This window comes from Streptomyces sp. NPDC048612 (assembly GCF_043199295.1).
GTDB lineage: Bacteria > Actinomycetota > Actinomycetes > Streptomycetales > Streptomycetaceae > Streptomyces.
This window is the reverse complement of the sequence record NZ_JBICVV010000002.1, coordinates 260,025-284,172: the sequence shown is the minus strand read 5'-3', so window position 1 is coordinate 284,172 and position 24,148 is coordinate 260,025. Positions and strand designations below refer to the sequence as shown.

At 72.1% G+C, this 24,148-nt stretch carries 20 protein-coding genes and 1 pseudogene; 16 read left to right on the top strand and 5 right to left on the bottom strand.

Translation table 11 applies throughout. The features are described 5' to 3' along the window. Positions 1–351: 351 nt before the first annotated feature. Positions 352–1,338 (bottom strand): ATP-binding protein, encoded by a 987-nt coding sequence (locus tag ACGFN2_RS04535; protein ID WP_393357489.1) that lies wholly within the window; start codon positions 1,336–1,338, stop codon positions 352–354. 101 nt (positions 1,339–1,439) lie between these two features. Here ACGFN2_RS04535 and ACGFN2_RS04530 point away from each other — a divergent pair, with 101 nt between their 5' ends. Continuing rightward, positions 1,440–2,312 (top strand): oxidoreductase, encoded by an 873-nt coding sequence (locus ACGFN2_RS04530; RefSeq protein ID WP_393357487.1) that lies wholly within the window; start codon positions 1,440–1,442, stop codon positions 2,310–2,312. A gap of 368 nt (positions 2,313–2,680) precedes the next feature. Here the strand turns inward: ACGFN2_RS04530 and ACGFN2_RS04525 are convergent, their stop codons facing one another. Beyond that, complete coding sequence (locus ACGFN2_RS04525) at positions 2,681–3,589, bottom strand: HAD-IB family hydrolase (RefSeq protein ID WP_362603627.1); 909 nt, start codon at positions 3,587–3,589, stop codon at positions 2,681–2,683. 460 nt (positions 3,590–4,049) lie between these two features. Between ACGFN2_RS04525 and ssd the strand changes: the two genes are divergently transcribed. From ssd to ACGFN2_RS04490, 7 genes and pseudogenes are all read left to right on the top strand, one after another. Further along, on the top strand, positions 4,050–5,258 hold the full coding sequence (gene ssd, locus ACGFN2_RS04520; RefSeq protein ID WP_393357485.1) for a septum site-determining protein Ssd: 1,209 nt from the start codon (positions 4,050–4,052) through the stop codon (positions 5,256–5,258). After that, positions 5,255–6,421, top strand: a complete 1,167-nt coding sequence (locus ACGFN2_RS04515) for a TadA family conjugal transfer-associated ATPase (RefSeq protein WP_393357483.1) — start codon at positions 5,255–5,257, stop codon at positions 6,419–6,421. The genes ssd and ACGFN2_RS04515 overlap by 4 nt, the downstream gene beginning before the upstream one ends. Then, the gene (locus ACGFN2_RS04510) at positions 6,418–7,338 is read left to right on the top strand and encodes a type II secretion system F family protein (protein ID WP_393357481.1); all 921 of its coding nucleotides are present in this window, start codon (positions 6,418–6,420) and stop codon (positions 7,336–7,338) included. Before ACGFN2_RS04515 ends, ACGFN2_RS04510 begins: the two co-directional genes overlap by 4 nt. Continuing rightward, positions 7,335–8,177 carry a type II secretion system F family protein gene (locus tag ACGFN2_RS04505; protein ID WP_393357479.1) on the top strand — a complete coding sequence of 281 codons (843 nt, stop codon included), beginning with the start codon at positions 7,335–7,337 and terminating at the stop codon, positions 8,175–8,177. The genes ACGFN2_RS04510 and ACGFN2_RS04505 overlap by 4 nt, the downstream gene beginning before the upstream one ends. A gap of 314 nt (positions 8,178–8,491) precedes the next feature. Further along, entirely contained in the window at positions 8,492–8,698 is a 207-nt protein-coding gene (locus tag ACGFN2_RS04500; protein ID WP_362603618.1) for a DUF4244 domain-containing protein, read from the top strand. Next, positions 8,685–9,080 carry a TadE family type IV pilus minor pilin gene (locus tag ACGFN2_RS04495; protein ID WP_393357476.1) on the top strand — a complete coding sequence of 132 codons (396 nt, stop codon included), beginning with the start codon at positions 8,685–8,687 and terminating at the stop codon, positions 9,078–9,080. Before ACGFN2_RS04500 ends, ACGFN2_RS04495 begins: the two co-directional genes overlap by 14 nt. Before the next feature lie 55 nt (positions 9,081–9,135). Next, positions 9,136–9,327: pseudogene (locus ACGFN2_RS04490) on the top strand (Rv3654c family TadE-like protein); the annotation flags it as partial. 168 nt (positions 9,328–9,495) lie between these two features. On the opposite strand, the gene ACGFN2_RS04485 reads toward ACGFN2_RS04490, so the two are convergent. Continuing rightward, entirely contained in the window at positions 9,496–11,757 is a 2,262-nt protein-coding gene (locus tag ACGFN2_RS04485; RefSeq protein WP_393357991.1) for a DEAD/DEAH box helicase, read from the bottom strand. 277 nt (positions 11,758–12,034) lie between these two features. Between ACGFN2_RS04485 and bldG the strand changes: the two genes are divergently transcribed. From bldG to ACGFN2_RS04450, 7 genes are all read left to right on the top strand, one after another. Further along, positions 12,035–12,376 carry an anti-sigma factor antagonist BldG gene (gene bldG / locus ACGFN2_RS04480; protein ID WP_046926810.1) on the top strand — a complete coding sequence of 114 codons (342 nt, stop codon included), beginning with the start codon at positions 12,035–12,037 and terminating at the stop codon, positions 12,374–12,376. A 110-nt stretch (positions 12,377–12,486) separates the two neighbouring features. Continuing rightward, positions 12,487–12,924, top strand: a complete 438-nt coding sequence (locus ACGFN2_RS04475) for an ATP-binding protein (protein WP_362603614.1) — start codon at positions 12,487–12,489, stop codon at positions 12,922–12,924. Between the two features lie 887 nt (positions 12,925–13,811). Further along, the gene (locus ACGFN2_RS04470; RefSeq protein WP_362603612.1) at positions 13,812–16,217 is read left to right on the top strand and encodes a sodium-translocating pyrophosphatase; all 2,406 of its coding nucleotides are present in this window, start codon (positions 13,812–13,814) and stop codon (positions 16,215–16,217) included. Positions 16,218–16,435: 218 nt separating this feature from the next. Further along, a complete protein-coding gene (locus ACGFN2_RS04465) occupies positions 16,436–17,020 on the top strand; it encodes a small secreted protein (protein ID WP_362603610.1) in 585 nt (194 codons plus the stop codon). A 156-nt stretch (positions 17,021–17,176) separates the two neighbouring features. Next, the gene (locus tag ACGFN2_RS04460) at positions 17,177–18,724 is read left to right on the top strand and encodes a methyltransferase (protein WP_393357473.1); all 1,548 of its coding nucleotides are present in this window, start codon (positions 17,177–17,179) and stop codon (positions 18,722–18,724) included. A 93-nt stretch (positions 18,725–18,817) separates the two neighbouring features. Continuing rightward, the gene (locus ACGFN2_RS04455) at positions 18,818–19,015 is read left to right on the top strand and encodes a hypothetical protein (RefSeq protein WP_362603607.1); all 198 of its coding nucleotides are present in this window, start codon (positions 18,818–18,820) and stop codon (positions 19,013–19,015) included. A gap of 231 nt (positions 19,016–19,246) precedes the next feature. Further along, positions 19,247–19,651, top strand: a complete 405-nt coding sequence (locus ACGFN2_RS04450) for a hypothetical protein (protein ID WP_362603605.1) — start codon at positions 19,247–19,249, stop codon at positions 19,649–19,651. Between the two features lie 61 nt (positions 19,652–19,712). Here the strand turns inward: ACGFN2_RS04450 and ACGFN2_RS04445 are convergent, their stop codons facing one another. Both ACGFN2_RS04445 and ACGFN2_RS04440 read right to left on the bottom strand, forming a co-directional pair. Continuing rightward, complete coding sequence (locus ACGFN2_RS04445; RefSeq protein WP_393357470.1) at positions 19,713–20,153, bottom strand: DUF2752 domain-containing protein; 441 nt, start codon at positions 20,151–20,153, stop codon at positions 19,713–19,715. Then, positions 20,150–20,779, bottom strand: a complete 630-nt coding sequence (locus ACGFN2_RS04440; protein WP_393357468.1) for a hypothetical protein — start codon at positions 20,777–20,779, stop codon at positions 20,150–20,152. Before ACGFN2_RS04440 ends, ACGFN2_RS04445 begins: the two co-directional genes overlap by 4 nt. 508 nt (positions 20,780–21,287) lie before the next feature. Here ACGFN2_RS04440 and topA point away from each other — a divergent pair. Next, positions 21,288–24,125, top strand: coding sequence for a type I DNA topoisomerase (topA, locus tag ACGFN2_RS04435; RefSeq protein WP_362603599.1), 2,838 nt, complete (start codon positions 21,288–21,290; stop codon positions 24,123–24,125). Positions 24,126–24,148: the final 23 nt, after the last annotated feature.

Here is a 24,148-nt window from a genome sequence, read left to right as displayed (position 1 = left end):
CGGCGGTCCTCACCTTTGGGTGACGGTCCGGTGACTCTCAAGCATCGGTAAATGAACCGTAATGAGAGGTAAAGGGCAGGAGAAGTCTTTGCGGTCATTCGCCGCAATCCACCCCTCTATCAGGTGAATGCGGCGCATTTCGCCTTGTGGTTCTCCGGCTCTTCGCCAGGCGTGTCCGGCACCGGCGGCGCTTCCGGCGGAGTGCCGGAAGGCGCTCACCGGCGCCGGGGAAGGGGCGGCCGGCTGATCTGTCGTGTTCCAGGGGCGCCGGACGGGCCGGCGCCCGGCATCAGGGGCGGGTGCTCCCGGCGGACCGGGCGCCGGGGGCACCCGCCCGCGCTCTCCGCCAGGTCAGGCGGGCTGTGGGGCGACCGCTCCCTCGGACAGCACGAAGGACGGGTCCACCTGGGCTGCGAGGTCGACCCCGGTCTTCGCATTGCCCCAGCTCTCCGCGTTCTTCAGGTGGAAGTGCACCATCTGCCGTGTGTACCGCTCCCAGTCGCGGCGCCCATAGGCGGCGTCGGCCGTGCGGTGCAGCGTCGCCAGGGCCTGCCGGTTGCCCTCCTCCAGGCGGTCGAAGCGGGCCGGGCGGCCCTTCTCCATGGCGCGCACCCAGTCGGAGTGGCCGACGGTGACCAACAGGTCGTCGCCGGTCTCCTCCCGCAGGAACGCCAGGTCCTCCGGGCCCTGCACCTTGTTGCCCACGACCTTCAGGGGGACGCCGAAGTCCCGTGCGTACTCCTTGTACTGGCGGTAGACGGCGATGCCCTTACGGGTCGGCTCGGCGACCAGGAAGGTCATGTCGAATCGGGTGAACATCCCGGAGGCGAAGGAGTCGGAACCCGCCGTCATGTCGACGACGACGTACTCCTCGCGGCCGTCCACGAGGTGGTTCAGGCACAGCTCCACCGCGCCGACCTTGGAGTGGTAGCAGGCCACGCCGAGGTCGGACTCGGTGAACGGTCCGGTCGCCATCAGCCGCACGGCGGAGCCGTCGAGGTCCACCGTCCGGACGCAGGCGTCGTAGACGGGGTTGGTCTCGCCGACCCTCAGGAGCCGCGAGCCCTCACCGGGCGGAGTGGTCTTGATCATCGATTCGGAGGACGGGATACGGGGGTTGCTGCCGCGCAAGTAGTCCTTGATCAGCGGCAGATGGGCACCCATCGCGGGGAGCCCGGCGGCCTCCGTCTCGTCGAGGCCGAGAGCGGGGCCCAGATGCTGGTTGATGTCGGCGTCCACCGCGATCACGGGGACCCGGGAAGCGGCGAGGTGCCGGATGAACAGGGAGGACAGCGTGGTTTTGCCGCTGCCGCCCTTGCCTACGAAAGCGATCTTCATGTTCACCAAGGGTAATGTTGATCTCGCTCCGAGTGAGAGGGCTGCGTGAAGAAGACCACTCCTTCGAGGGGTCCGGCCTGGTGGTGCGTAGGGTCGTACCCATGGCTGGAATCTCCCGGGGGACGCCCCCCGAACCCCCGCAGGCGAGCAGCGACCCGCTCGTGACCCTGGCCTCGCTCCCGGGAGTCGCCGACTCCGTGGACTCCGTACGCAAGGGCGTCGACCGGGTCTACGGGCACCGGGTCATGCGGCGCCGCAGCAACGAGGTGACGTCCGAGGCGGCGCTGCGCGGAGCGCGCGGTTCCGCGGCGCTCTCGGGCGCCGACTGGGCGCTCGAAGAGGTCCGGCGCCGCACCGACTTCGGCGTCGAGGGCGAGCCGCGCACGGTCGGCGCGGCGCTGCGGCTGACCGCCGAGGCCGGGCAGCTGCTCAGCGTGTGGCGGCAGTCGCCGCTGCGGGTCCTGGCGCGGCTCCACCTGGTGGCGGCGTCAGGCAGCGGACAGGGCGCCGATGCGGCCGACGGGACGGTGGGCCGGCCCCGGCTGGGCGCCGAGCCGGTGGACGAACCGCTCATCGAGCTGCCGCTGCCGGATGCCGACGAGGTCGCCGGGCGGCTGGACGGGCTGGCGCGGCTGCTCCTCGCGGGCAGCGAGGCGCCGGCGCTGGTGACCGCGGCGGTGGTGCACGGCGAGCTGCTCGCGCTGCGGCCGTTCGCCACGTGCAACGGGCTGGTCGCCCGGGCCGCGGAACGGATCGTGCTGGTCGGCAGCGGACTCGATCCGAAGTCGATCTGTCCCGCCGAGGTCGGGCACGCCGAACAGGGGCGCGCGGCGTATGTCGCGGCCCTGGAGGGCTACGTCTCGGGCACCCCGGAGGGCGTCGCCTCGTGGATCGCCCACTGCGGGCGCGCGGTGGAACTCGGCGTACGGGAGAGCACCGCCGTCTGTGAGGCGCTGCAGCGCGGCGCAGCATAACGGGCGGTCGGGCGAAACCTTTTGGGCTACGCGCGGAGAATTCCGGAAGGTTTGCTTCATTCACCCTGAACAAAGGGTTGCGGCGGTACCAATCGGTGGTACCGCCGCTGGCATGTCCGCCGGGTTACCAAGCGTGCTCGGATATGTGCCCATCAGGTCGGAATCTTCGTCCGGTTACCTGGTGCGGCTGGCCCGTAATCGACGGGTCGGCGTCGCGTGGGTGCCCAGCTTTCATGCATCGGTCCGTGGGCCACTTCCTGCGTAAAGGTGTTCCTCTCGGATGTCCTTGGTCTCGCGGGCCGTTAAGTCCTTTGTACTCCTCGGGCGGGGGAAGCGGAACCCCAGCTACCAGATCTTTGGGTCCGACTTCAGACGCGGGCATTACGGGCGGGGCGACCGCTCCGGGCAATAAGGCCGAGCCGCGGCTTCGCGGTTTTCCGCCGGCTCGCGTACCAGACCAGGGTCGCGGTGGCCATGGCCGCGCCCACCCCGGCCATGACGGCGAGCGCCGGCCGCGAGGGCATCGACAGTGCCGGCAGCCGCTGCTTGAGCGGGACCGGCCGGCTGAAGGAGAGGACCGGCCAGCCCCGCGCGACCGCCTCGCGGCGCAGCGCCCGGTCCGGATTGACCGCGAAGGGATGGCCGACCGCCGAGAGCATCGGGACGTCGGTGGCCGAGTCGCTGTAGGCGTAGCAGCGCTCGAGGTCGTATCCCTCGGACTCGGCGAGCTCCCGTACGGCCTCCTCCTTGGTCGGGCCGTAGGCGTAGTACTCCACTTCGCCGGTGAAGCGGCCGTCCTCGCCGACGACCATACGGGTGGCCACCACCCGGTCCGCGCCCAGGAGTTCACCGATCGGTTCGACCACCTCGGCGCCCGAGGTCGAGACGATCACGACGTCGCGGCCCGCGGCGTGATGCTCCTCGATGAGCGAGGCCGCCTCGTCATAAATGATCGGGTCGATCAGATCGTGCAGCGTCTCGGCGACGATCTCCCGCACCTGGGCCACGTCCCAGCCGCGGCACAGTGAGGAGAGATATTCCCGCATCCGCTCCATCTGGTCGTGGTCGGCACCGCCCGCCAGGAACACGAACTGGGCGTACGCGGTGCGCAGTACGGCCCGCCGATTGATCAGGCCGCCTTGGTAGAACGACTTGCTGAAGGTCAGCGTGCTCGACTTAGCAATGACGGTCTTGTCCAAGTCGAAGAACGCGGCAGTACGGGGAGTCGAGTGAGGCACGGAGTGGTTTTCCACGGGGCGAGCATAGGCGCCCACCATTCGGCGTAAGGTGTGGCGCGTGGGTTTGCCTGAGAAGGCTCTCGGGTACACCATGGAAGTCACGGATCGTTCGCGACCGTGCTAACCCGGTCCGGCTCCTCCCCCCCCGAGTCGGCCGTGGGGACGACCCCCGCTCTCCCCCCCGGCGGGGGTCGTCGCATGTCCGGACGCATTTTCCGTCATCGGACGCTGATCCACACTTCCCCGCGCCCACGCGGCGCCAGCAGACCCAGGCCTCCCGCGCCATTACGCGGCGTAGTCAAGGCGCTCCTCTGTGGAAGGTGTCGAACCCGGAAGTGGCCTGTCGCCGGAATAGGTGACAGGGATATCCACAGCCACGGAGTTGTCCACAATTTCGCGTCAAGATCCACAAGATTTTCCCGATCGTTGCAGCGTAAAAGTCCGCGAGTTCGCGGGACGTGCGAGTCGCGTAGCGATAGGGGGACGGAACGTGGCCGGAATGACGCCATCGGAACGGCCGGTTCACACCGGCGAGGAGCGGGGCGCGCCGCTGATCATCACCGAGGACGAAAGACTCCTCGACGATCTTCTGCGGCTGTGTGCGGCAGCCGGGGCGCTGCCCGAAGTGGCGCACGGCCTGCCCGCGCGCAGAGCGGACTGGGAAGCACCGCCCCTGGTGATCGTCGGTGCCGACTGCGCGCCCCGTATGCGCGGCGCCGGACGCCGGGAGGGCGTCATCGTCACCGGGCGGGACGCCGACGATCCATCGGTCCTGCGGCTGGCCGTCGCTCTCGGAGCCGAGCGGGTGCTGGCGCTCCCCGACGGCGAACGCTGGCTGGCGGACCGGATCGCCGATGCGGTCGAGGGCGTCGGACCGCCGGCCCTGACGGTCGGCGTCATCGGCGGCTGCGGCGGTGCCGGAGCGAGCACCCTGGCCGGCGCGCTGGCCGTCACCGCGGCCCGCGCGGGGCGGCGCACCCTGCTCGTCGACGGCGACCCGCTTGGCGGCGGCCTGGACGTCCTGCTGGGCGGCGAGAAGGAGAAGGGCCTGCGCTGGCCCGCCTTCGCCGAATCACGGGGCCGGGTGGCCTGCGGCGCGCTGGCCGAGTCACTGCCGCGGCTGCACGCGCTGCGCGTCCTCAGCTGGGACCGGGGTTCCGATGTCACCATCCCGCCCCCGGCCATGCGGGCGGTGATGGCCGCGGCGCGCCGACGAGGCGGTGTTGTGGTCGTGGACCTGCCGCGCCGGGTCGACGCGGCGGTGACGGAGGCCCTGGCCCAGGTGGACATGGGACTGCTGCTCGTCCCTTCGGAGCTGCGCGCGGTCGCGGCGGCGCAGCGGGTGGCCGCCGGGGTGCAGCAGGCGCTCGGCGATCTGCGCGTGGTGGCCAGAGGCGCTCCCGGCCGCCATGGGCACGGCCTGCCGCCGGACGAGATCGCCCGCCTCATGGAGCTGCCCCTGGCCGGTGAAGTGCCCTGGGAGGCGGGCCTGTTGGCGGACCTGTCGCGCGGGGCGCCACCGGGGGCGCAGGTGCGCGGGCCGCTGGCGAGGTTCTGCACGGCGTTCTGGGAGCGGCTGGCGGAGAGCGGGGGTGACGGGAACGGGCCGCCGTCCGGCGCGGGGCCAGGGTCTGGTGTCGCTGCGAGGGGGCCCGTGGCCGCCCGGGTGACCTCGCGTGCGGGCGGCCGGGGCGGAGGCCGGGTATGAGCCAGGGACAGGATCTGCTGGAGGGGGTGCGCCGGCGGCTCGCCGAGGCCGGCGCGGAGCCGACACCCGCCCGGGTGGCCGTGGCGCTGCGCGAACAGGGGCGGCTGCTGGGGGACGCCGAAGTGCTGGGCGTGGTGGCCGCCCTGCGGTCCGAGATGGTGGGCAGTGGGCCGCTGGAACCGCTCCTGGCCGCTCCCGACGTCACGGACGTCCTGGTCACCGCACCGGACGAGGTGTGGGTGGACCGCGGCGGCGGGCTGGAGCGCACGGACGTCCGCTTCCGGGACGCGGCGGAGGTGCGCAGACTCGCCCAGCGGCTGGCGGCGGTGGCCGGCCGGCGGCTGGACGACGCCCGGCCCTGGGTGGACGCCCGCCTGCCGGACGGCACCCGGCTGCATGCCGTGCTGCCCCCGGTGGCCGTCGCCGGGACCTGTCTGTCCCTGCGGGTGCTGCGGCCGCGGGCCTTCGGCCTCGCCGAACTGGTGGCGGCCGGCACGGTCCCGCCGGGCGGCGACCGGCTGCTCCGGTCGCTGCTGGCGGCCCGGCTGTCGTTCCTGATCAGCGGCGGTACGGGCTCCGGCAAGACCACTCTGCTCAGCACCCTGCTCGGCCTGGTCGGACCCGCCGAGCGGATCGTCCTGGCCGAGGACTCGGCGGAGCTGCGGCCGGATCATCCCCATGTGGTGCGGCTGGAGACCCGGCCCGCCAACCAGGAGGGCGTCGGCCGGGTGACGCTGCGGGACCTCGTGCGGCAGGCCCTGCGGATGCGTCCGGACCGGCTGGTGGTCGGCGAGGTGCGCGGTGCCGAGGTCACGGACCTGCTGGCGGCATTGAACACGGGCCATGAGGGCGGCTGCGGCACGGTCCACGCCAACGCCGCGTGCGACGTCCCCGCGCGCCTGGAGGCCCTCGGATCGACCGCCGGCCTCGACCGCGCCGCGCTGCACAGCCAACTGGCGGCGGCGCTCTCGGTCGTCCTGCATCTCGTACGCGACCGGGCCGGGCGGCGCCGGGTCGCCGAACTCCATGTCCTGGAGCGGGACCGCGACGGCTTCGTGGTGACCGTACCGGCCGCCGTCTGGGGCCCGGCCGGCTTCCGGGAGGAGCGCGGCTGGGAGCGGCTGCGGCAGCTGTGCGAGCGGGGCGGGGGTGTGTCCCGATGAGTGTGGCAGGGGTGGCGCTGCTGGGCGCGGTGGTCTGCGCGGGTGCCGCCCTCCGGTCGGCCGGTGGCCGGCCGGAGGACGTACGGCGGCGCGCCCGGGCGCTGCTCGCCGGCCCCGGCGCTGCGGACCCGGCAGGGGGCCGGCGCGAGGAGGTGCGGAAGTGGTGCGCCGGGCGGCTGGTCGAGGGGGAGGCGGGGCGCCGCTGGAGCCTCGGCCGCTGGGGGGACGTCGGGCAGGAGGTCTGGTGTCTGCCGGTGGGGCTGGCGCTGTCGGTGCTGGGCGAGTCCGTGGCCCCGGTGATCGCTTCCGTGGTCGCCCTGTTCCTCGTCCGCCGGTGGCTGGCCACCCGAGGCGCGGGGCGGGTGCGCGACCGGCGGGCCGCCGCGGTGATCGGGCTGTGCGCTGCCGTGGCGGGGGAACTGCGGGCCGGGCGGCAGCCCGCCCAGGCCCTGCTGGCCGTGGGGACGCCGGGCCTTGGCTCTGCGGGCTCGGCGGTGCTGGCGGCCGCGCGGTACGGCGGCGACGTTCCCCAGGCGCTGCGCTCGGCCGCGCGCCGGCCAGGGGCCGCGGGGCTGACCGGTATGGCCGCCTGCTGGCAGGTGGCCGTGGAGGGCGGCGCGGGGCTGGCCTCGGGGCTGGAGCGGATCGCTGCCGGGCTCAGGGCGCAGCGGGATCAGCGCGAGGAACTGCGCGCCCAGTTGGCGGGCCCACGGGCCACCGCCCTGATGCTGGCGCTGCTGCCGGCCGCCGGGCTCCTGATGGGCAGCGCACTGGGCGCCGACCCCCTACGGGTGCTGCTGCACACCCCCGCCGGGTGGGGCTGCCTGGTGGTCGGCGGGCTCCTGGAGTGGGGCGGGGTGGCCTGGACGGCCCGGATCGTCGCGGCCGCGGAAGGCGCAAAGGGGGGATCGGTGTGAGCGCGGAAGTTGTCCACAGGGTGGGGATGATGCTGGCCGCCATGGCGGCGATGCTGTGCGCCGTGGCGCTGGTGCGGGAGGCACGCCGCGGACGCGCCGTACGGCGACGGGCCTCGGCGGTCTGGGGCGCCGGACCGGACCGGTGCGGCAGGGGCGGGGCGCGGGCCGGAACGTCCGTCCGTGCCCGGTGGCGGAGGCGCACCGCGGCGGTGAACGACGGCAGGCAGCGGAACGCCCGGCCGCGGGAGTGGACCGGGCCCCTGGCGGCGGCCGGTCTCCTGGCCGTTCTCGTCGGCGGCATGACGGGCGTCCTGGTGGGACTCGCCGTGGGCTACGGGGTGCATCACCGCCTGGTCCGCCAACGGGGCGTGGAAGCGGCGCGGTCGGCGGACGCGGAGGTACGGGCGGAGCTGGCACCGGCGGGCGATCTGCTGGCGGCCTGCCTCGCGGCCGGGGCGGGCCCACGGGAATCGGCCGAGGCGGTGGGCCGGTCGCTCGACGGGCCGGTCGCCGAACGGCTGCGCCAGGTGGCGGCGGAACTGCGCCTGGGCGGTGAACCGGCGGTCGTGTGGCCACGGTTGGCGTCCCTTCCCGGTGCCGAAGGGCTGGCGCGCTGTATGGAGCGCGCCGGGATATCCGGGGTGCCGGCCGTCGAGTCGGCGTCCCGGATCGCCGCCGAACTCCGGGCGGAGCAGGCCCGGGTGGCGACCGCACAGGCCCGGCGGGCCGGGGTGCTGGTCACCCTGCCGCTCTCGGCGTGCTTTCTGTCGGCGTTCCTGACGCTCGGGGTGGCACCCGTGCTGATCGGGCTGGCGAGCGGGCTGCTGGGACACAACTGAGCGGCGAGTGGGGCGCGTTCGTGGGCAGGGGCCTGGCCGCACCGGACCGGACCGGACGCGGGTCGGGCCGGACCGGGCCGCCCCCGGGCCTGCCGGCGAGACCGGTTCCCCGTCCGTGCCGGAATCCGCTCAGCCGAGACGCCAGAAGCCGACTCACCAGAAGCCGCCAAGACCCGGCCCGCAGAAGCCGTACAGCAGCAGGCATCAACCAACAGACCAACCAGCAGACCAACCAGCAGACCAACCAACAGAGGCCACTCAACAGAGGCCATTCATCAGGGCCCCGCCATCGGGGCCGTTCAAAGGGGGTTCGCATGTTTCGGAGTGGAAGGCTGCGGCGGTGGTGGGCGGAGCTGCGTGGCATCGGGGCGGACGACCGGGGGATGACCACGGCGGAGTACGCCGTCGGGACGCTCGCGGCGTGTGCGTTGGCCGCGGTGCTCTACAAGGTCGTGACGAGCGGACCGGTGCAGGCGTTGCTGCGGTCGGCGCTCGAGAGGGCGATCAATGTCCAGTTCTGACTGCGCCGCCCCGGGTCCGCGGGCCCGGGGCACCCCGCGGACCCGGGACGCCGGATTCGTGACGGCGGAGACGGCCGTGGTCCTCCCCGTTCTGGTGGCGGTGGTGGCGGCGCTCGTCTGGGGGCTGATGGCGGTCTGCGCCCGTATCGAGTGTGTGGACGCCGCACGGGCCGGGGCGCGTGCCGCGGCGCGGTCGGAACCACGGGCGGCGGTGATCGCGGCGGCCCGGGGCGCGGCGCCACGGGGCGCGCGGATCGCCGTGGCACGGGAGGGCGATCTGGTGCGGGTACGGGTCGCCGCCGCGCTGCCCGGGGTGGGGCGGATGACGGTGCAGGTCACGGGGGAGGCGGTGGCTCTTGCGGAGGAGACGGTACGGCGATGAGGGCTCGGCGACGGTCTGCACGGTCTTCGCCACGGCGGCGCTCTGCGCGGTATTCGTGGCCCTGATCGGCGTGGGCCAGGCCGTCGCGGCGCGGCACCGGGCGGGTGGCGCCGCGGACCTGGCGGCGCTGGCCGCCGCGGATCACGCGCTGCGGGGCCGGGCCGTGGCCTGCGCGGCGGCCCGCCGGGTGGCGGTCGCGCAGCACACCCGCCTGGTGCGCTGCGCGGTGACGGGGCAGGTCGCCGACGTCTCGGCCGAGGCAGGCAGCCGCCCGTTCACCTCCCGTGTACGGGCACGGGCCGGGCCACCGGAGCCCGGTGCCCCGGCTCAGGACCGAACCGCTCAGGACCGGACCGCTCCGGCCCCGGCCACCACGGTCCACGCCCGGCCCGCCGCGGCGTCCCCGCCACGCCCACTACACCCGCTGCTGCGCCCCCTGCGGCACACCGCGCAGCAGCTCTCCCAGCAGCCGGATGGCGCCCCGTTTGTGGAGCGGGTCGTTGCCGTTGCCGCACTTGGGCGACTGGATGCAGGAAGGACAGCCGGCCTCGCACTCGCAGGAGGCGATCGCCTCACGGGTGGCGCCCAGCCACGCGGCGGCGGTGTGGAAGGCGCGTTCCGCGAATCCGGCGCCGCCCGGGTGCCCGTCGTAGACGAAGACGGTCGGCAGCAGGGTGTCCGGGTGGAGCGGCACGGAGACACCGCCGATGTCCCAGCGGTCGCAGGTGGCGAAGAGCGGCAGCATGCCGATGGAGGCGTGTTCCGCGGCGTGCAGGGCGCCGCCCAGCTGCTCGGGATTGACCCGGGCGGCGTCGAGTTGGTCCTCGGTGACCGTCCACCACACCGCGCGGGTGCGCAGCGTACGGGGCGGCAGATCGAGCTTGGTCTCGCCCAGCACCTCGCCGGTGATCAGCTTGCGGCGCAGGAAGGAGACGACCTGGTTGGTGACCTCGACGGACCCGAAGCACAGCCGGGCGTCGCCCCAGGGGATCTCGGTTTCGGTGTCGAGGATGGAGATCGCGGTGGTGTCCCGGGCGGTCGTGGAATAGGGCGGGGCGGCCTCCTCGACGAGCGCCACGTCGTCGGCGAGGTCGAGCTGCCGCACGAGGTAGGTACGGCCCTGGTGGAGGTGGACCGCGCCGTCGTGGACCGTCATGTGCGCGGCGGCGGCGTCCACGGTGCCCAGCAGCCGTCCGGTACCGGTCTCCACGATCTGTACCGGCGAGCCGCCCTGCCCGCGGATGTCGGTGAGGTCGGCGGCGCGCTCACGGCGCGTCCAGTGCCAGGCCTTGGCGCGCCGGCGCAGCAGGCCCGCGGCCTCCAGCTGCGGCATCAGCCCGTCGGCCGCGGGCCCGAAGAGCGGGAAGTCGGAGGCGGTGAGCGGGATTTCGGCGGCGGCCGCGCACAGGTGCGGGGTGAGCACGTAGGGGTTGTCGGGGTCGAGGACGGTGGATTCGACGGGCTGGTCGAAGAGTGCCTCGGGGTGGTGCACGAGATAGGTGTCCAGCGGGTCGTCGCGGGCCACGAGCACGGCGAGCGCGCCCTGCCCGGAGCGGCCCGCCCGCCCGGCCTGCTGCCACAGGGACGCCCGGGTCCCCGGATAGCCGGCGATGACCACGGCGTCCAGACCGGACACGTCCACGCCCAGTTCGAGCGCGGTGGTGGCGGCCAGGCCGAGCAGTTCACCGCTGTGCAGGGCGCGTTCCAGGGCGCGGCGCTCCTCGGGCAGATAGCCGCCCCGGTAGGCGGCGACCCGTCCGGGCAGCGAGCGGTCCACCTCCGCGAGCCGCTCCTGGGCGATGAGGGCGATGAGTTCGGCGCCGCGCCGGGAGCGGACGAAGGCGACGGTGCGTACGCCCTGGACGGCGAGGTCGGTGAGGAGATCCGCGGTCTCGGCGGTGGCGGTCCGGCGGACCGGGGCGCCCTGCTCGCCGTGGAGTTCGGTCAGCGGCGGCTCCCACAGCGCGAAGACCACCTCACCGCGCGGCGAGGTGTCCTCGGTGATTTCCACCACGGGCAGACCGGTCAGCCGGGTCGCGGCCTGCCCCGGCTCCGCGGCCGTGGCGGAGGCGAGCAGAAAGACCGGTTCGGAGCCGTAGCGGGCGCAGATACGGCGCAGTCGGCGGATGACCTGCGCGACATGGGAGCCGAAGACGCCGCGGTAGCTGTGGCATTCGTCGATGACGACATAGCGCAGCGCCCGCAGGAAGGAGGACCAGCGGGGGTGCGACGGCAGGATGCCGCTGTGCAGCATGTCGGGGTTGGTCAGGACGTAGTTGCCGTACTGGCGGACCCACTCGCGCTCCTCGACGGGGGTGTCGCCGTCGTAGACCGCGGGCCGGACGGCCGTGCCCAGCGGCGCGGCCAGCTCCCGTACGGCGCGCCGCTGATCAGCCGCCAGCGCCTTCGTGGGGGCCAGATAGAGGGCCGTGGCCCCTCTCCCGTTCGGGGCCTCGGAGCCGTCCAGGAGCGTGGAGAGCACCGGGGCGAGATAGGCCAGGGACTTCCCCGAGGCGGTGCCGGTGGCGACCACGACCGATTCGCCGCGCAGCGCGTGTTCGGATGTCCGTGCCTGGTGGGCCCAGGGACGCTCGATTCCGGCCGAGCGGATGGCGGCGATCACTTCCGGCCGGATCTGTTCCGGCCAGTCGGCATGGCTGCCGATGCGCGGGGGCAAGTGCTCCGTATGAGTGATGCGCGCAGCGCGGGTCGCGCCCCTGGTGAGACGTTCGAGAATCATGCCTGGGGACGTACGCGCGCCCGCATCCGGCGGGACTGGATTGGAGGCCATCGGCACCGAGTGTGTCACCGGAAGTGACGGACAATGCTTAAAGGGCGTCGTGCACGCCTGCCGGTAAGTGATTGAATGCCATCGCGGCTGCCAGATCCGCCCCTACCTACGGTGGGGAGGCCCCAGGGGGGCGACCGCTCGATAGCAAGGTGCTGGAGGATCCGTGGACCTGTCCCTGTCGACCCGGACCGTTGGCGACCGTACGGTCGTCGAGGTCGGTGGCGAGATTGATGTATACACCGCGCCCAAGCTGCGGGAGCAGCTGGTCGAGCTTGTGAACGACGGAAGCTACCACCTCGTGGTGGACATGGAACGTGTCGACTTCCTGGACTCCACTGGGCTCGGCGTCCTGGTCGGTGGGCTCAAGCGAGTGCGTGCCCATGAGGGCTCGCTGCGCCTGGTCTGCAACCAGGAGCGCATTCTCAAGATCTTCCGTATCACCGGACTGACCAAGGTGTTCCCGATTCACACCTCGGTCGACGAAGCCGTCTCGGCGACTGACTGACGGTTTTGCCGGTCCCCCGCGCCAGCAGGCGCGGGGGGAGGAAGCAGTGGGGGGTACCGGACGGAGGTCCGGCCCCCTGCGTCGCACGCCCGCATCACTAGGGGGATGGCATGGCCACCGTCGAACTTCGCTTCAGCGCCCTTCCCGAGCATGTCCGCACCGCGCGTCTGGTCGCGGCTGCGGTGGCACGGCGCGCGGGGGTGGACGAGGCCGTCCTGGACGAGGTGCGGCTCGCCGTCGGTGAGGCGTGCAGCCGCGCCGTGGGCCTGCACGAGAGCCATGACATCAGCTCGCCCGTCCGGGTCCTGCTGATCGAGGACGAGAAGAAGTTCTCCATCGAGGTGGGCGACGGCGTGACCGGCGACTCCGGCACGGCGCGGGGCGCCGACGAGGCCGAGAGCGCCGCGGAGACCGACGCCGAAGGCGAGGACGAGATGGGCCTCGCCGTGATCAGCGGTCTGGTCGACGACGTCGAGGTGACCGCAGGCAAGGACGGCGGGCTGATCCGCATGACCTGGCCCACCGCGACGGCCGCGGTCCTGCCGTAGGGCGTGCGGCGGCCCCGTGAGCGGGGAGTCTCCGAAAACCGCGCTGCCCGTAGCCGGCCACGTTCTCCGTAGGTGACGACACCCTGCTCTCCGTAGGTGGCCACGCCCTCCGTAGGCGCCGCGGCACGAGGCCGTCACGTCCTCGGGGTGCCCGATCTCCCCACAGTGGCCCCAAGGGCCGTGACAGCGGGTGTAGCGGCCTCGCTCACCAGCGCGGCACCGGCCCGGCCGCGCGGCCACGAGATCCCGGAGAGAGCGCCCCTACGGCCCTCTGCCGGGCTCTGAGCCGGCGAACAGCTCCCCTTCCGGCGGGATGGCCCGGCCCCGCGAGAGCCAAGCCGTGTGACGGCCTCAGCCCCGTACCGACGCCGATCCGGCGCACGCCGGCCGTGCGGACGCGGCACGGGCCCCCGGACCGCCCCACGGTTCGCCGCCCCGGCCCAGCCCGCCCCCCGCTCCGTGCCCGTCGCATGCGTTGCGATCCGGACTCGATCTGACGGTCCCTCACCGGGGCGCGGGGAGCGGTGCGGGCCGGAGGGGGCACCCGTTCGGCCGTAGGCGGGCGGATCAATTCTCTCCGGTGTCACGCGTACCTCAATCGGCTCAGGCTCCGGGGCGGCGTCCTTGAGCAGCGGCGATCAGCCGGTGCTCCATTGGCGATCAGTAGGACATGGAGATCATCGGGCCGTGGTCAGCGAATTCGACGCTTTCCTTCGTCCGGGCGAATTCCGTACCGCCCCGGCCTTTTGATCTTCGCTGCCACCGGCGAATTCCCTTTGACGCGTACTGTTTTGATCAACCGCGGCTCCCTACAATCCGTCCACATCTTGCTCAGGACGCCTGAGCGTGCTTCCGCGCGCCCATGTGCCAAACGTCAAGGAGGACGAATGGCGGGGCCTTACACCCCTCAGTTGCTTGACACCCCCACTTTTCTGGCCGGGCCGTCGCTCACGGCGGGCAATCGCGGCATCGTGCTGGTGATCGCCGTGGTCGCCCTGGCGGCGCTGGCTGTCGCGGCGGTGCTGGTCCGCCAAGTGCTCGCGGCCGGTGAGGGAACCGACAGTATGAAGAAGATCGCGGCGGCGGTGCAGGAAGGCGCAAATGCCTACCTGGCACGGCAGTTGCGGACCCTCGGGGTATTCGCCGTCGTGGTGTTCTTCCTGCTCATGCTGCTGCCTGCGGACAATTGGACGCAGCGGGCCGGACGCAGCGCCTTCTTCTTGATCGGCGCCGGATTCTCGGCGGCCACCGGCTATATCGGCATGTGGCTCGCCGTACGCAGCAATGTGCGCGTCGCGGCGGCCGCCCGGGAAGCCACTCCGGACGAGGGCGATCCCCGGGAAAGGGATCTCACGGCCGTCTCCCACAAGGCGATGAAGATCGCATTCCGTACCGGCGGCGTGGTCGGAATGTTCACCGTGGGGCTGGGGCTGCTCGGTGCCTCCTGCGTGGTGCTCGTGTACGCCGTCGACGCGCCCAAGGTGCTGGAGGGCTTCGGCCTCGGTGCCGCGCTGATCGCGATGTTCATGAGGGTCGGCGGCGGCATCTTCACCAAGGCCGCGGACGTCGGCGCCGACCTCGTCGGCAAGGTCGAGCAGGGCATCCCCGAGGACGACCCGCGCAACGCCGCGACCATCGCGGACAACGTGGGCGACAACGTCGGTGACTGCGCCGGTATGGCCGCCGACCTCTTCGAGTCGTACGCGGTGACCCTGGTCGCCGCGCTCATCCTGGGCATGGCCGCGTTCGGCGACGCCGGGCTCGCCTTCCCGCTGCTGGTCCCGGCCATCGGGGTGCTCACCGCGATGATCGGCATCTTCGTGGTCGCGCCCCGGCGCAGTGACCGCAGCGGCATGACGGCCATCAACCGCGGCTTCTTCATCTCCGCGGGCATCTCGCTGGTCCTGGTGGCCGTCGCCGTGTTCACCTACCTGCCGTCCAGCTACCAGGGCCTGAAGGGCGTCACCGACGTCGAGATCCTGAGCACCCCCGGCGACCCGCGGATGCTGGCGCTGGTGGCGGTCGCCATCGGCATCGTGCTGGCCGCGCTGATCCAGCAGCTGACCGGCTACTTCACCGAGACCACCCGGCGGCCCGTGCGGGACATCGGGAAGACCTCGCTGACCGGGCCGGCCACGGTCGTGCTCTCCGGTATCTCGATCGGCCTGGAATCGGCGGTCTATTCGGCGGTGCTGATCGGTCTGGCCGTCTACGGCGCGTTCCTGCTGGGCGGTGCCTCCATCATGCTGGCGCTGTTCGCGGTGGCACTGGCCGGCACCGGCCTGCTGACCACCGTCGGCGTGATCGTGGCGATGGACACCTTCGGCCCGGTCTCCGACAACGCGCAGGGCATCGCCGAGATGTCCGGCGATGTCACCGGTGACGGCGCGCAGGTGCTGACCGACCTGGACGCGGTCGGCAACACCACCAAGGCCATCACCAAGGGCATCGCCATCGCGACGGCCGTACTGGCCGCGGCCGCGCTCTTCGGCTCGTACCGGGACGCGATCGCCACCGCCGTGCGGGGCGTCGGCAACGCCGCCACCGGGATGGGGCTCAGCCTGGACATCTCGCAGCCCAACAACCTGGTCGGGCTGATCCTCGGCGCCTCGGTCGTCTTCCTGTTCTCCGGGCTGGCGATCAACGCGGTCTCGCGGTCGGCGGGCGCGGTGGTCTTCGAGGTGCGCCGGCAGTTCCGGGAGCGCCCCGGGATCATGGACTACAGCGAGAAGCCCGAATACGGGCGGGTCGTGGACATCTGCACCAAGGACGCCCTGCGTGAGCTGGCCACCCCCGGGCTGCTGGCCGTGCTCACCCCGATCGCGGTCGGCTTCTCGCTCGGCGTCGGCGCGCTCGGCTCGTTCCTGGCGGGTGCGATCGGCACCGGCACGCTGATGGCGGTCTTCCTCGCCAACTCCGGTGGCGCGTGGGACAACGCCAAGAAGCTGGTCGAGGACGGACACCACGGCGGCAAGGGCAGCGAGGCGCATGCCGCGACGGTCATCGGTGACACCGTCGGTGACCCGTTCAAGGACACCGCGGGCCCGGCGATCAACCCGCTGCTGAAGGTCATGAACCTGGTGGCGCTGCTGATCGCGCCCGCTGTGGTCAAGTTCTCATACGGCGAGGACAAGAGCACGGGCGTCCGTCTCGTGGTCGCGTTGCTGGCGATCGCCGTCATCGTCGGTTCGGTCTATGTCTCGAAGCGGCGCGGAATCGCCGTGGGTGACGAAGACAACTCCGAGGATTCGGAAAGCATCGCCAAGTCGGCCAAGACAGTGGTGGCCTCCTAGCCGGTAAGGACCACCGGAAGGGCCCGCGGACCGCTCAACTGGGCGGGTGGACGGCGTATTTTGCAGGCGCCGGCCACCCGCCTTCCGCGTGCCCGGGTGGCCCTGCGGTCCTTGGTGCAAATGGCTGCAATGAGGGCAGGGCGGGATGCCCGACCGGTGGGCCGGACCCTTTCGGCGTGTATGTTCCGGGGCCGAGAGCCATGGAAGGGACCAATCCGGTGAACAAGAAGCTTGTGGCTGCACTGTCCGGCGGTGCCGCACTGGTACTCGCGCTGACCGGTTGCAGCGACGACAGCAGCAAGAAGCTCAATGACTGGGCGAAGAGTTTCTGCGACCCTGCGCAGGCTCAGTTCAAGCAGATCCAGGACGCCAACGGCGCCATGCAGACCGCCGACAACGGCAGCACGGACTCCAAGAAGGTCCAGAAGACGGACTCCGCCGCCTTCCAGAAGATTTCCAGCGCCTACGCCTCGCTGGCCAAGTCCCTGGAGAAGGCCGGGCCCCCGCCGACCGAAGAGGGCAAGCAGGCCCAGCAGAACGCCGTCAAGGAGCTCAACTCGCTGTCCAAGGGCTACGCGGACCTCCAGAAGCAGGTCGACGGCCTGGACACCTCGGACAAGCTGAAGTTCGCGGACGGGCTGCGCGACCTCTCCAACGGCATCAACAAGCTCAACAAGCAGAGCGAGGCCGCCTTCAAGAACCTGGAGGCCGGTGACGTCGGCACGGCGATGGCCGCCCAGAAGGGCTGTCAGAGCCCGGCCGCCTCCGGTTCCCCGGCGCCCACGCAGTCCAAGAAGTCCTAGGCCGCGTCCGCACGAGCTTCCCGGCGCGGCCGCACGAGGGGCCGCGCCCGGAAGCCGGGAGATCCGCACCACCGCCAACGGCTCCGACGGCCTGGCGACGCGCCCGGGAAGGGTGTGCCGCCGGGCCGTCGCCGATTGTCGGTGGCAGGGCCGACAATGGTGGGTGTGAGTACGCACCTCCCCACCGCAGATGCCCAGGACCCCGAGAGCAACGCCCGCACGGCCAGGCTGCGCGAGGCGCTGCTGGCCGCCGCCTTCACCGCCGACGGGCTGCTGGAGCTGCTCGGCGCGCCGGCCTATGCCGCGCTCGCCCGCAGCGAGACCGTCCCCGCCCTGAGGGCGACGCGCGGCGACAGCCCGCTGGAGACCCTGGTGCGGCTGTTCCTGCTCCAGCGCCCGGTGGAGCTGCGGCGGGCGCGGGCCGCGCTGCCGGTCGAGGACTGCCTCGCCGACGGCTGGCTGGTGCAGGACGGCGACGAGGTGCGCGCCAGTGTGGACGTGCGTCCCTACGGCGGCCCCGAGGGGCAGGACTGGTGGATCGTCTCCGACCTGGGCTGTGCGGTCGGCGGGGCCGGCGGTATCCGGGGCGGCGGGGAGGCGGACCGCGCGGAGCTGGTGCTCGGCGTCGGCGGGGCGTCCACGACGCTGGCCGGGATCACCGTGCGCCGGCCGGCCGGCAGGGCGCTCGACCTCGGCACCGGCTCCGGCATCCAGGCGCTGCACGCGGCGCAGCACGCCTCCCGTGTCACGGCCACCGACCTCAACCCCCGGGCGCTGCGGATCACCGCGCTGACCCTGGCGCTCTCCGGGGCGGGCACGGCGGACCTGCGGGAGGGCTCGCTGTTCGAGCCCGTCGGTGACGAGACGTACGACCTGATCGTGTCCAACCCGCCGTTCGTGATCTCCCCGGGCGCCCGGCTCACCTACCGGGACGGTGGGATGGGCGGCGACGACCTGTGCCGCACGCTCGTCCAGCAGGCCGCCGCACACCTCAACGACGGCGGATACTGCCAGCTGCTGGCCAACTGGCAGCACGTGGCGGGCGAGGAGTGGCAGGACCGGCTGCGGTCCTGGGTGCCGCGGGGCTGTGACGCCTGGATCGTGCAGCGCGAGGTGCAGGACGTCACCCAGTACGCCGAGCTGTGGCTGCGCGACGCGGGCGACCACCGGGCGGACGAGGAGGCGTACGCCGCGCGGTACGACGCCTGGCTCGACGAGTTCGAGGCCCGCAAGACCAAGGCCATCGGCTTCGGCTGGATCACCCTGCGCAAGTCCGGCTCCGACAACCCCTCCGTCACCGTCGAGGAATGGCCGCATCCGGTCGAGCAGCCCCTTGGGGAGTCGGTCGTACGGTACTTCGAGCGCCAGGACTTTCTGCGGACCACCGACGACGCGGCACTGCTTTCCGGCCACTTCCGGCTCGCCGACGAGGTGGTCCAGGAGCAGGTCGGGCTGCCCGGGGCGGAGGACCCGGAGCACGTGGTGCTGCGTCAGAACCGCGGTGTGCGGAGGGCCACGAAGGTGGACACGGTCGGCGCGGGCTTCGCCGGTGTGTGTGACGGCACCCTGCCCGCCGGACGGATTCTGGACGCCATCGCCCAACTCGTCGGCGAGGACCCGGTCCTGCTGCGGGACCGCACTCCGGCCTCGATCCGGATGCTGGTCGAGCAGGGGTTCCTGGAGCCGGTGGCCGCGCAGGACTGACGCGTACGGCAGACGGGGGCAGGGCGGGCGACATACCGGCGCCGTTCATCCGGCGTTCGCCGGAATGCCGCCCCGGGGTGCCACGCTGCCCGCATGGAGACTGGACCCGAGGCATTCGCCGGTGTGGTGTTCGCGCTGTTCGGCGCCGGACTGCTGGTGTGGACGGGCGTCTGCGCACGGACCGGTGCGCCGGTCGCCGACGGTGTCAGCCGTCCGGTCGCCGCCGTGACGACGCTGCTGGCCGGGGTGGCGTTCCTGGCGACCGGCTGCTGGCTGCTGGTGGCGCTGTAGCCGCGGGCGTCGCGCCGTTGTCCGGCCGCCCGCCGGTTCGCCGCCCCGTGGCGAGGCGTCGTCCTCAACTGCCCTCGAAGGGCGCTCCGTTCACTTCCGGCCAGTTCTGTCATAAATGGCCGGTGTGTGCCGGTACGAGGGAACTTTCCGCTGCCGCCGGGCATGTTCCTCAGTGAAGGTCACCAACAGTCCGGTCGCCCAACGGGCCGGCCCCTTCCGTGAGGAACCTCCATGAACCGTGCATTCCGCTCCGCCGCCGTCGGCGTCATCGCCGTCTCCCTGCTGGCCGGCGGCTCGGCCGCGGCCTTCGCCGCCCCGCAGGACCTCCACTCGCCCAAGCCGGTCGTGGCCACCGCACCGGCCGCCGCCTCCCTGACGGCCAAGGCCAGTGCGACGACGGTCAAGGCCTGGGAGCAGTTCCGGATCACCGGCATCGCCAAGGGCATCAAGGCCGGCACCAAGCTGACCGTCCAGCAGAAGCAGGGCACGAAGTGGGTCTCGCTGCCCGCGCAGACCCCGGTCAACTCCAGCGGCGCGTACGCGGTGCGGGTCAAGCTCGGCCTCAAGGGCGTCAACCAGCTCCGCATGGCCACCGGCAGCACCGTCTCCCCGGTGGTCACCGTCACCGTGCGCTGACCCCGGCGCAGCGGGGCAACGAGGCCGGACGGTCCGGACCGTCGCCGGACCGTCAGACCTCCTAGCCGACGAGATTGCGGGCGAGCATCCACACCGCGGCAATGCCGAGCACCACGGCATTGCCGCGGCCTGACAGCCGGGGCCGGTGCACCCGCCCGCGGAGGCCGGCGACCAGCCAGCGCCCCACGGCGTACGCCACGGCCGGCCCGCCCAGGACGAGCAGCACCGCGTTGTCGTGGAAGGCCGTCACGAGCTCGCCGTGCATCAGGTCGTACGCCATCCGCGTCCCGCCGCACAGCGGGCACAGCAGCCCGGTGGCCCATTTGAAGGGGCAGGGGATCAGCAGCTGCCCCGGCTGGTGCGGATCGGTGTGCCAGAGATAGGCGGCCGCCGCCGTACCGGCGCCGAGCATGACCGCCGCCCGGCGGAGGGTGCGGGTCCGGACCGAAGCCCCCGTGGGGCCGGCGGGCTCGGCCGGCCCCCAGGGCTCCCCGGCGCTCACACGCTCAGCGAGCGCGCGTAGTTGACCTGGTTGAGCAGGAACATCACCTGCTCCCGGGACTGCACCGGGATCATCGTGGAGTGGTGCCGGCCGCCGCTGTTCACCGTGACCTGCACGAACCCGGTCGTCACCCGCTCCTTCATCAGCAGGAAGAGCAGACCGAGCAGACAGAAGAGGAAGAAGACGATGGCCAGCACGACCGCGTGCGTCGGCATCTTCTCCTCCGTCCGCGACATGTCGGTCGCCGTCCACACCGCGCCCTTGAGCGGCATCGGCCCGGCCGGCGTCATGATCGTGTCGCCGGTCACCGCGATATCGCCGAGCGACAGTGACATCCCGCCGGGCTGGGCGCCGGGCGGGAAGCCGGCGGGCCCCGGCTGCTGCATCTGTGGGCCCGCCGGGAAACCGGGCGGCGGCGCCGGCTGTCCGGCGTCCTGCGGATAGCCGTAACCGGGCTGGGGCTGCGCGGCGGGCGGATAGCCGTATCCGGGCTCCCCGGGGCGGCCGCCCTGCGGGTAGCCGTAGCCGGCGTCCGAGGGCGGGGCGCTCTCCGGTGCGGCGTAAGGGTTCTGGCCGGGCGGTCCGGGCGGCTGCTCCGGAGGCGGTCCGGGGTGCTGATGGGCCATGGGTGCTGTTCCCCCCGAGAGTGCGTGACGACGGCGACATGCGGCTCCAACGGCGAGCCGTGCCGTGTCCATCCTGCCAGCCCGCTCACGTGCTGTATCAAGGCAATGACGGCATCCGGCGCCGCCTTGTGACAGTCGCCGGTCCGGTGGACGGTGCGGTGACCGGACCCGGGCGGGCGGTGTGGTGCAAGGGATTCGTCACTGTGTGAGATCACCGGAGGTGCCGGGGCCGCGGCGCGCACGGAACGGCCGGCGTGGACACCGGGGAGCGGAACGGCCCCGTCATGATCCATGGGGCCGCCCCCGGGGCCCGTGCCGGGCGCCTGAAGCGGTCCGGGCGGCATGAAGGCATGTAGTCGGGTTACCGTTCGAGTGGCGTTGCGGGGTTTTTCCGTTTGACACGGGGCCGGGAGGTACCGTCACACTCCGCAGCGTCAAGCGTCACCGCAGTGCGCCCCGGCGTCCGGCCGGGGAGCAATCCCAGCGTCGACCGGAGAGAAGAGCGAAGTTGTCCCCGACCAGCGAGACCACAGACGGCGGCGGCCGCCGACTCGTCATCGTCGAGTCGCCTGCCAAGGCGAAGACGATCAAGGGCTACCTCGGCCCTGGCTACGTGGTCGAGGCCAGCGTCGGACACATCCGCGATCTGCCGAACGGCGCCGCAGAGGTCCCGGCGAAGTACAAGGGCGAGCCCTGGGCCCGCCTCGGCGTGAATGTCGACGCCGAGTTCCAGCCGATCTACGTCGTCAACAGTGACAAGAAGGACCAGGTCAAGAAGCTCAAGGAGCTGCTGGCCGAGTCCGACGAGCTCTACCTGGCCACAGATGAGGACCGCGAGGGCGAGGCCATCGCCTGGCACCTCCAGGAGATCCTCAAGCCCAAGGTCCCCGTCCACCGGATGGTCTTCCACGAGATCACCAAGGACGCGATCCGTGAGGCCGTCGCCAATCCGCGCGATCTGAACCAGAAGCTGGTCGACGCCCAGGAGACCCGCCGCATCCTCGACCGCCTCTACGGCTACGAGGTCTCGCCGGTCCTGTGGAAGAAGGTCATGCCGCGGCTGTCGGCAGGCCGGGTGCAGTCCGTGGCGACCCGTCTCGTCGTCGAGCGGGAGCGCGAGCGCATCGCCTTCCGCTCCGCCGAGTACTGGGACCTCACCGGCACCTTTTCGACCGGCCGGGCAGGGGACGCGAGCGACCCGTCGACGCTGACCGCCCGGCTGAACACCGTCGACGGCCGCCGTATCGCCCAGGGCCGGGACTTCGGCTCCAACGGGCAGCTCAAGAACGACGTCCTTCATCTGGACGAGGCGAACGCCCGCGCGCTCGCCGCCGCCCTGGAGCACACCGAGTTCGCGGTGCGCTCGGTCGAGTCCAAGCCCTACCGCCGCTCCCCGTACGCCCCGTTCCGTACGACCACCCTCCAGCAGGAGGCCAGCCGCAAGCTCGGCTTCGGCGCCAAGGCGACCATGCAGGTGGCGCAGAAGCTGTACGAGAACGGCTACATCACCTATATGCGTACGGACTCCACCACGCTCTCGGACACCGCGGTCGCCGCGGCCCGGGCGCAGGTGACCCATCTGTACGGCGCGAACTACCTGCCGGACAAGCCGCGCACCTACGCCGGCAAGGTCAAGAACGCCCAGGAGGCGCACGAGGCGATCCGCCCCTCCGGCGACCGCTTCCGCACCCCGGCCGAGACCGGCCTGACCGGCGACCAGTTCCGGCTCTACGAGCTGATCTGGAAGCGGACCGTCGCCTCCCAGATGAAGGACGCGACCGGTAACTCCGTCACGGTCAAGATCGGCGGCCGCTCCGCAGACGGCCGGGACGCCGAGTTCAGCGCGTCCGGCAAGACCATCACCTTCCACGGCTTCCTGAAGGCCTATGTGGAGGGCGCCGACGACCCCAACGCGGAGCTCGACGACCGCGAGCGCCGGCTGCCGCAGGTCGCCGAGGGCGACGCGCTGGCCGCGCGGGAGATCACCGCCGACGGGCACGCCACCAAGCCGCCCGCCCGCTACACCGAGGCCACCCTGGTCAAGGAGCTGGAGGAGCGCGAGATCGGTCGCCCGTCGACCTACGCGTCGATCATCGGCACGATCCTCGACCGCGGCTACGTCTTCAAGAAGGGCACCGCGCTCGTCCCGTCCTTCCTGTCGTTCGCGGTGGTCAACCTCCTGGAGAAGCACTTCGGCCGGCTGGTCGACTACAGCTTCACCGCCAAGATGGAGGACGACCTCGACCGCATCGCCCGTGGTGAGGCGCAGTCCGTGCCGTGGCTGCGGCGCTTCTACTTCGGCGAGGGGCACGGCGAGGGCGGTGCCGCGGACGCCGGCAACGGCGACGGCGACCACCTCGGCGGGCTCAAGGAACTGGTCGAGGACCTGGGGGCGATCGACGCCCGGGAGATCTCGTCCTTCCCGGTCAGCGAGGACATCAAGCTGCGGGTCGGCCGCTACGGCCCGTATGTGGAGCGCGGGGAGAAGGACGCCGAGGGCCACCAGCGCGCCGACGTCCCCGACGACCTGGCGCCCGACGAGCTGACCCTGGAGTACGCGGAGGAGCTGCTCGCCAAGCCGAGCGGTGACTTCGAGCTGGGCATGGACCCGGTCAGCGGTCACCAGATCGTCGCCAAGGACGGCCGCTACGGCCCGTACGTCACCGAGATCCTGCCCGAGGGCACCCCGAAGACCGGCAAGAACGCGGTCAAGCCGCGCACCGCCTCGCTCTTCAAGTCGATGTCCCTGGACACCGTGACCCTGGCGGACGCGCTCAAGCTGATGTCGCTGCCGCGGGTCGTCGGCAAGGACCCCGAGGGCGTCGAGATCACCGCACAGAACGGCCGCTACGGCCCGTATCTGAAGAAGGGCACCGACTCGCGTTCCCTGGAGACCGAGGAGCAGCTCTTCTCGATCACCGTCGACGAGGCGCTGGCCATCTACGCGCAGCCCAAGCAGCGCGGGCGGGCCGCCGCCAAGCCGCCGCTGAAGGAGCTGGGCACGGACCCGGTCAGCGGCAAGCCGGTGGTGGTCAAGGACGGCCGCTTCGGTGCGTACGTGACCGACGGCGAGACCAACGCGACGCTGCGGCGGGACGACGACGTCGAGACCGTCACCGCCGAGCGGGGCTACGAGCTGCTGGCGGAGAAGCGCGCCAAGGGGCCGGCGAAGAAGACCGCGAAGAAGGCGGCCAAGAAGGCGCCGGCCAAGAAGACGGCCGCCAAGAAGACGACGGCCAAGAAGACCGCGGCGAAGAAGACGACCACGGCCAAGAAGACGACCGCCAAGAAGACCACCGCGAAGAAGGCGGCGGCGAAGAAGACGGCGGCGCCGGCCGAGGACTGAAGGCGGCGCCACACGGCGGAACC